7 protein-coding genes are annotated in these 7,286 nt (G+C 72.7%); 5 read left to right on the forward strand and 2 right to left on the reverse strand.

The annotated features are described in order from the left end of the window. The first annotated feature begins 108 nt into the window (after positions 1 to 108). Complete coding sequence (locus E1193_RS28610) at positions 109 to 801, forward strand: hypothetical protein (RefSeq protein WP_132186280.1); 693 nt, start codon at positions 109 to 111, stop codon at positions 799 to 801. 412 nt (positions 802 to 1,213) lie between these two features. Beyond that, a complete protein-coding gene (locus tag E1193_RS28615) occupies positions 1,214 to 2,269 on the forward strand; it encodes a hypothetical protein (protein ID WP_132186281.1) in 1,056 nt (351 codons plus the stop codon). Between the two features lie 116 nt (positions 2,270 to 2,385). On the opposite strand, the gene ligD (E1193_RS28620) is transcribed toward E1193_RS28615, so the two are convergent. Together ligD (E1193_RS28620) and ligD (E1193_RS28625) are read right to left on the reverse strand one after the other, a co-directional pair. Continuing rightward, entirely contained in the window at positions 2,386 to 3,303 is a 918-nt protein-coding gene (gene ligD, locus E1193_RS28620) for a non-homologous end-joining DNA ligase (RefSeq protein ID WP_132186282.1), read from the reverse strand. After that, entirely contained in the window at positions 3,293 to 4,234 is a 942-nt protein-coding gene (ligD, locus tag E1193_RS28625) for a non-homologous end-joining DNA ligase (RefSeq protein WP_132186283.1), read from the reverse strand. Before ligD (E1193_RS28625) ends, ligD (E1193_RS28620) begins: the two co-directional genes overlap by 11 nt. Positions 4,235 to 4,319: 85 nt before the next feature. Here ligD (E1193_RS28625) and E1193_RS28630 point away from each other — a divergent pair, with 85 nt between their 5' ends. The 3 genes from E1193_RS28630 to E1193_RS28640 all read left to right on the forward strand — a co-directional run bounded on the left by E1193_RS28630 (position 4,320) and on the right by E1193_RS28640 (position 7,136). Continuing rightward, a complete protein-coding gene (locus tag E1193_RS28630) occupies positions 4,320 to 5,336 on the forward strand; it encodes a Ku protein (RefSeq protein WP_132186284.1) in 1,017 nt (338 codons plus the stop codon). 193 nt (positions 5,337 to 5,529) lie between these two features. Then, positions 5,530 to 6,168: an FKBP-type peptidyl-prolyl cis-trans isomerase gene (locus tag E1193_RS28635; RefSeq protein ID WP_132186285.1), complete on the forward strand. Its 639-nt coding sequence runs from the start codon at positions 5,530 to 5,532 to the stop codon at positions 6,166 to 6,168. Between the two features lie 143 nt (positions 6,169 to 6,311). Next, positions 6,312 to 7,136: a hypothetical protein gene (locus tag E1193_RS28640; RefSeq protein ID WP_207922906.1), complete on the forward strand. Its 825-nt coding sequence runs from the start codon at positions 6,312 to 6,314 to the stop codon at positions 7,134 to 7,136. Positions 7,137 to 7,286 lie beyond the last annotated feature (150 nt).

The raw sequence follows: 7,286 nt of genomic DNA on the forward strand, positions 1-7,286 counted from the left end.
CGGCAGCAGCGGACGGACAAGTCCCGCCAAAGACACAAAGCCAGTCAGACGAAGAGTCACACCCACTGCTGCCGGCTATCAGCTCACCACTGCTGAACCGACCCCGCCATGCTCACAGTCAGCCGAGGGGTGTTCGCCTGGTTCGTCACCGACCAGGCGACGCCCGCCGGGGTGCGGACCCTGCCGACCAGCTACCGCTACGTCTCCGCTGGCGGCGAGGTCACCTACGAACGGCTGGGCACGGGGCGTTACCGCTTCCGGATGAACCGCCAGTACGACTACTCCTTCCCCCTGGCACACGTGACGGCCGTGGGCAGCGCGGGCGTGCACTGCCAGATCGGCCCGCCGGACCTGTGGGACGTGTGGTGCCGCAACGCCGCCGGCAACCCGGTCGACGCACGGTTCGCGGTCACCTACGGCAACCGGGTGGACCTGCTCGGGCGCGCCACCGGCCCCCGCTTCCACACCGGGGTGCTGTACGGCGAGCGGGCCTCCGGCGGCTGGGTCACCGGAGAGGACTGGAACTCGACCTTGAACAGCTTCGGTGGCGGCATCGGTCACCACCTGGGCACCGGGCACTACCAGCTGCGGATCACCGGCACCGGAACGACGTACGGCACCGCCTTCGTCAACAGCTTCCGCAACGACTTCGACCGGCCCCCGCACGGGTACTGCGTGCTGGTGGACTGGTCCCGGTCCGGCACGGCCGACACCGTCGTCACCGTGCGCTGCTACGCGTACGGGGGCGTACCGGCGAACATCAACGCCCGGGTGTCGTACACCACCTGGCCTGCGGCCTGACAACAGGCCCTTCGAAGTGCGCGGCTCAGGTCGGGCAAGAGTGTCCCCGGCTCCTGCTTCCTGCCCTGGCGTACCCGCGAAGCGCCGCCAGTCTCGCGGCTTCCTGTGGGTCGACGTCCGGCACGAACCCAGCCTTCGGGTGCTCCGGCTTGCCGGCCCACTGCCGCAGGCCCGCAACCGACTCGTGTTGCTGGCCTTCGCCCAGCAGATTCGCTGAGTCGATGACGTTCGCGCCCAGGTATCCCGTCCCCACGCGCGCCGCCGTCGAGCAGAAGGGCTCCACGCTGCCCCCGGTCATGAGTCGGCCCACCCTGTTCACCGACTTTCGTCGCTGCGGTCATCGGCCGATGGCCGTAGCGACCGACCGACCGGCCGGCGGACGGTACGGGTAGCCGAAGCGTGAGGAGTCCGCATGCCGACCGACCTCAACCCCACCGGGGCCGTCCCGCCCGCCGCCGACCGCCTGCCAATGCGCCGTCGGCTCGTGCCGGTGGTCGCGTTGCTGATGCTCGCGCCCTGGGCGGCCGAGTGCTCGTGGGGCGGGTTCGCACTCCACGACTTCCTCCCGGTGCTGATCTTCCTCGGCCCGATGTACGGCGGGGCGGCGATCCTGGTCCGGGAGACCGCCCGGCGGCTCGACGCCGGCTGGCCGGCGATCGTGCTGCTCGCCGCCGGATTCGGCGTGTTCCAGGCCGGCCTGGTCGATCAGTCGCTGTTCAATCCCAACTACCTGGACGACACCCAGTACGCCGACACCCGCGCCGTCGCCGAGGCGACGCTGGTGCCGGGGCTCGGATTCAGTCTCCGGCAGGCGTTCGACTACGTCGGCAACCACATCCTGCTGACCATCTGCGCGCCGATCGTGCTCGTCGAGTCGTTCCTCGGCCCGCGCCGCCGGCTCCGGCCGTGGCTGGGCCGGCCTGGGCTCGCCGTGGTCGGGGTGCTCTACCTGCTCGGCAGTCTGCTGATCTTCGCCGCCGACGGCGGCCGGAAGAACTTCCTGGCCGGCCCGCTCCAGTTGGCATTCGCCGTCACGGTGATCCTCGCCCTCGTCGCCACTGCTCTGCTGCCCAGGTGGCGACACCCCCACCCGCGACCGGCCGACAGCGCCGAACCGGGCGTGGTGGCAGCGCGCCGGGCACCGCACCCGCTCTGGGTGGGGCTGATGGTCGTTCTCGTCCACCTCGGCACCGACCTGACGCCTGGCTGGCCGGGGGTGGCCATCGCGCTGGCGCTCGCCGCCACCGCCGGGGGTCTGGTCGCCTACTGGGCCGCCCGCGCCGGCTGGGGGCAGCGGCACGTCCTCGCTGCCGGTTCGGCAAGCCTGGTCAGCGCGGCCGGGTTCGCGTACCTCGTGCCGCCCTACTCCCCTGCGAGCCCGGCGGCGGCCCTGGCCGGCGACGTGGCGGTCACCGTGATCACCGTAGCGCTGGTCGGGGGCGGCTGGTGGCGGCTGCGCCGTACCTGATCGGCTGCCACTGCTGAATTTTTGGGAGGGCTGGCTCGGCGTAGGAATCGCCGAGCCAGCCCTCGCATCACCGGCTCGACCATCAGTCAGTGCGGCCCGATTCCGGTGATGCCGACCTACGAACCGGTGGGCAGCTCCGGACCGCCGTCGAGGAGCGGGGCGAGCAGGTCGCCGGAACTCTCCACCCGCTTGAGCACCTCCGTCGCGGTGTAGGGGCGAGCCGACGGCCGCTTGCCGGCCGCGCCGGCCGTCACCTCGTCCCAGGTCAGCGGGGTCGACACGGACGGCACCGACTGGGAGCGCAGCGAGTACGGGGCGACCGTGGTCTTCGCCGCGTTGTTCTGACTCCAGTCGATGAAGACCTTCCCGGGACGCAGGTTCTTCGCCATCTTCGACACGATCAGCTTCGGGTGCCCACGTTCGAGTTCCTGGGCGATGCGGCGCGCGTAGGCCGACACGTCGTCGGCGGACTGGGTGCCGCGGATGGGGCAGCAGAGCTGCATGCCCTTCTTCCCCGAGGTCTTCGGATAGGCAGCCACCCCGTCGTCGGCGAGCCGGTCGCGCATCAGCAGCGCCACCTGGCAGCACTGCCTGAGGGCGGCGGGCGCGCCGGGGTCGAGGTCGACGACCATCATGTCCGGGTGCTCGCCGATCTTCCACTGCGGGGTGTGCAGCTCCAGGGCGGCGAGGTTGGCCAGCCAGACCAGGGTGGGCAGGTCGTCGGCGACCACGTAGTCGATTGTCTCCCGGCCCTTGCTCGACCCGGGGGCGGGCAGCGTCTCGGTGCGAACCCAGTCGGGGGTCGCGGCCGGGGCGTTCTTCTCGAAGAACGATCCCCCGGTGACGCCGTTGGGGAAGCGGATGCGGGTCAGCGCCCGGCCGGCCAGGTGTGGCAGGAGCACCGGCGCGATCCGGGTGTAGTAGTCGATCACCTCGCCCTTGGTGAACCCGGCCTCGGGATAGAGCACCTTGTCCAGGTTGGACAGCTCCAGGGAACGCCCCTCGACGTCGACCCGGAAACGCTCAGCCGGCATCCTCGACCTCCTCCGGCGGTTTGTCCGGCCGCAGCCGCAGCACCCGGGGGAACCGCAACCGGCCGTCCGGGGTGCGCTGGCCGTACTTGACCTCGATCACGATCCGGGGAGTCACCCAGATCGCGCCCCGGGCATCGTCGCGCGGCACGTCCCCGGCGAACGGCGACGCGCCGGTGCGCAGCGGTTCGAGTTCGCGCAGCAGCTCCCGTTCCAGCGCCGCGCCGATCCCCCCGCCGACCCGGCCCCGGTAGGTGAGCCGGCCGTCCGGGCGGGGCACCCCGACCAGCAGGCCGCCGATCTTGCGCGCGCCGGGCCGCCAGCCGCCGACCAGGAAGTCACCGGTGACCTCCAGCTTCACCTTCACCCAGTCCGACGAGCGCACCCCCGGCCGGTAGACGGAGTCGATCCGCTTGGCCATCACCCCCTCCAGGCCGTGCTCGCCCGCCGCCTCGTAGGTGGCGGCGCCGTCGGCGAAGGAGGGTGGTACCGCCCACCGGGCCGCGCCCAGGCCCAGGTCGTCGAGGGTCGCCCGCCGCCGGTGGTACGGCCACCCGGTGAGGTCCTCGCCACGCAACCGGAGCAGGTCAAAGATCATGTACGTGACCGGGACGCTCGCCGCCAGCCGGGCCGCCCTGGCCCGGTCCCGCACGTGCATCCGTTCGGCCAGGGCGGTGAACGACGGCTGCCCGGCGGCGTCGAACAGCACCACCTCGCCGTCGAGCAGGGCGTCGTCGGCCTGCTCGGCCAGGGGAATCAGCTCCGGGTACGCGGCGGTGATCTCCGCGCCGCTGCGGGCGTACAGGTGCTGCCGGCCGCCGGTGACGTCGGCGAGCGCGCGGACCCCGTCCCACTTGAACTCGTACGCCCAGCCGGCACCGACCGGGAGCTGCCCGGTCATCGCGAGCATCGGCTGGAGCGGCGCGCCGGGCACGTTCTGACACTAGTTGCGCACGGAAGCGCGTGCGTGCGCTTCGATCGTTTGGGATCCTGGTCAGACCGGTGGAGAGGAGGACGGCATGCGCGCCATCTGGAAGGGGGCGGTGTCCTTCGGGCTGGTCTCCATCGGGGTGAAGCTCTACTCGGCCACCGAGGAGAAGGACATCCGGTTCCACCAGGTGCACCGCTCCGACGGCGGCCGGATCCGCTACAAGCGCACCTGTTCGGTCTGCGGGGAGGAGGTCACCTACGACGACATCGCCAAGGGGTACGACCTGGGCGGTGGCGAGATGGTGATCCTCACCGACGAGGACTTCGCCGACCTGCCGCTGAGCACCTCGCACGCGATCGACGTGCTGGAGTTCGTGCCGGCGGAGCAGGTCGACCCGATCCTCTACAACAAGGCGTACTTCCTGGAGCCGGAGGGCGCGGCGACCAAGCCGTACGTGCTGCTGCGCGACGCGCTGGCCGACTCGGAGCGGGTGGCGATCGTCAAGGTGGCGATCCGCCAGCGGGAACAGTTGGCCACCCTTCGGGTCCGCGAGGGCGTGCTGCTGCTCAACACGATGCTCTGGCCCGACGAGGTGCGTACGCCCGACTTCGGCTTCCTCGACGAGGATCTGAAGGTCCGCCCACCGGAGCTGGCGATGGCCGCCTCGCTGATCGACTCGATGGCCGGGGAGTTCCAGCCCGACGCCTTCACCGACGACTACCGGGCTGCCCTGCAGGAGGTCATCGACGCCAAGGTCGAGGGGCGCGAGGTGGTGCAGCCGGAGGTGGAAGAGGCCGCGCCGGCCGCCGCGGTGGACCTGATGGCCGCGTTGAAGGCGTCGGTGGAGCGGGCCCGGACCGCCCGGGGCGAGGCGCCGTCGGGCGGTGCGGGCGAGCCGACCCCGATCTCGGCGGCCCGCTCGGCTCAGCAGGCGGCGAAGAAGGCCACGAAGGCCCCGGCGAAGAAGGCCGCCGAGAAGAAGGCGACCAAGAAGGCGACGCCGGCGAAGAAGACCGCCGCCAAGAAGACCGCGGAGAAGAAGGCGGCCAAGGCACCGGCGAAGAAGGCCGCGGAGAAGAAGGCGGCTCCCCGCAAGACCGCCTGAGCGGCGGACGGTGGCGGGCGGCGGAGGCACCGCCCAGGTGGGTACGAACCGGGGCAGGGTGGGACGACGGGCTCGGGCGGCACGGGACCGGTCCGGGTGACGGCCCACCGACGGCATCGATCCGGGTACCGTGTGCGCTGGCCACGGCACCGGGTCGCCGGGGCGGTCACCCAACCAGCAGGGAGTCGAGGACGTGAGCGAGCGTACGGAGAACCTGTCGACGGGCCAGGGCCCCGAGACGAAGGCGCAACGACGACTGGCCGCCCAGTTGGCCGCACAGAAGGCCGCCGAGGCGAAGAAGCGCCGGCAGGCGTGGCTGGGCGCGCTCGCCGGTGTCGCCGTCATCGCGGTGATCGTCGGGGTGTTCGTGGTGGCCCGGGGCGGGCAGGAGGAGCCGAAGCAGGCCGCCGCGCCGGCCGGCTGCTCGGGCGGCTTCCCCACCCTCCCTGCGGGCGCCGACCAGGCGCTCTGCACCAAGCCGCAGGTTGGCAAGGGCGAGGGCGAGCTGACCGGCCTGAAGGCCACCCCGCTGATCCGCGGCACCGGCCCGGCCGCGCAGCCGGGCCAGCAGGTCACCGTCAACTACGTCGGGGTGTCCTACCGCAGCGGCGACGAGTTCGACGCGTCCTGGAAGCGTTCGGAGCCGTTCTCCTTCGTCCTCGGCCAGGGCAACGTCATCCCGGGCTGGGACCAGGGCATGCAGGGCCAGACCGTCGGCAGCCGGGTGCAGCTGGACATCCCGGCCGACATGGCGTACGGCGAGAAGCCGCAGCGTCCCGGCGCCCCGGCCGGCCCGCTGCGGTTCGTCGTCGACATCCTCGCGGTGCAGTAGGCCACACCGGCCTTCCCGGCCGTTGCGCACGGGCAGTAGGTTCGGGGTCACCTGGGCGGTTCCGCCGCCACCCGGTGACCCCTCACCATGTGGAGGTGCACGTGCCGGCACTCGACGACGATCCGGAGCGGACCGCCCGGGTGCTGTGGACGCGTGTCGAACCCCTGCACGCGGTCACCTACTTCCATCCGCGGGCCCGCGCCGCGTACGAGGCGGTCGGGTTGCGCGGCTACTGGCGGGGTTACTTCGCCGGCCGGGCCGCGCCACTCGGGCCCGTCGACGCCGCCCCGGTGGTCGCGGCGTTCTTCGCCTTCGCCCCACCCATGGTGGGCCGGGCGCTGCCCGCGGTCTGGCAGTTGGCCACCCCGCAGGAGGCGTTGCGGGCCCGGCTGACCGGTGCCGTGCAGGCGCTCGCCGAGTTGTTGTACGAGCTGCCGGAGTCGCACCTGACCGAGGCGGCCGACCTGCTGGAGGCGGCGGCCGGTGCGCTCGACACCGCCGGTCGGGTGCTCGGCGCAGCCAACGCCGCCCTGCCCCGGGGCGACTACCCGCTGGCCCGGCTCTGGCAGGCGGCCACCACGCTGCGTGAGGCACGGGGCGACGGGCACGTCGCTGCCCTGGTCGCCGCCGGGGTCGACCCGGTGGAGGCGCTGGCCTGGCGGGTGGCGGTCGGCCAGCCGCCGCAGAACCTGCTCGGCCGGGGCTGGTCGGAGGAGCAGTGGCAGGCGGCCCGGGGTCGGCTGGTCGCGCGCGGCTGGCTGGACGCGGACGGCCGACCGACCGACGTCGGCCGGGCCGGCCTCCAGGCGGTCGAGGACGCCACCGACCGCGCCGCCGCACGCCCCTGGCTGGTGCTCGGTCCGGACCGCGCCGCCCGCCTCGGTGAACTCCTCGACCCCCTGGCCCGTGCCTGCCACCGGGTCATCCCTGCGGACAACCCGATCGGCCTCGCCGCGCCCCAGCCCTGACCACCCCGCCGCGCCGCGCCGGGCGGCGCGGCCTGGGATGCGCGACGGGGCGGCTCGCCGTTTGCGGCATCCTGCGCTGTCCATATGCCGCGATACCGCACAACGCCGCAATCGGCGGGGCCGATGTGTGCCGGCGGCGGGGCGTGTGCG

This window comes from Micromonospora sp. KC606, assembly GCF_004348675.1.
Classification (GTDB): Bacteria; Actinomycetota; Actinomycetes; order Mycobacteriales; family Micromonosporaceae; genus Micromonospora.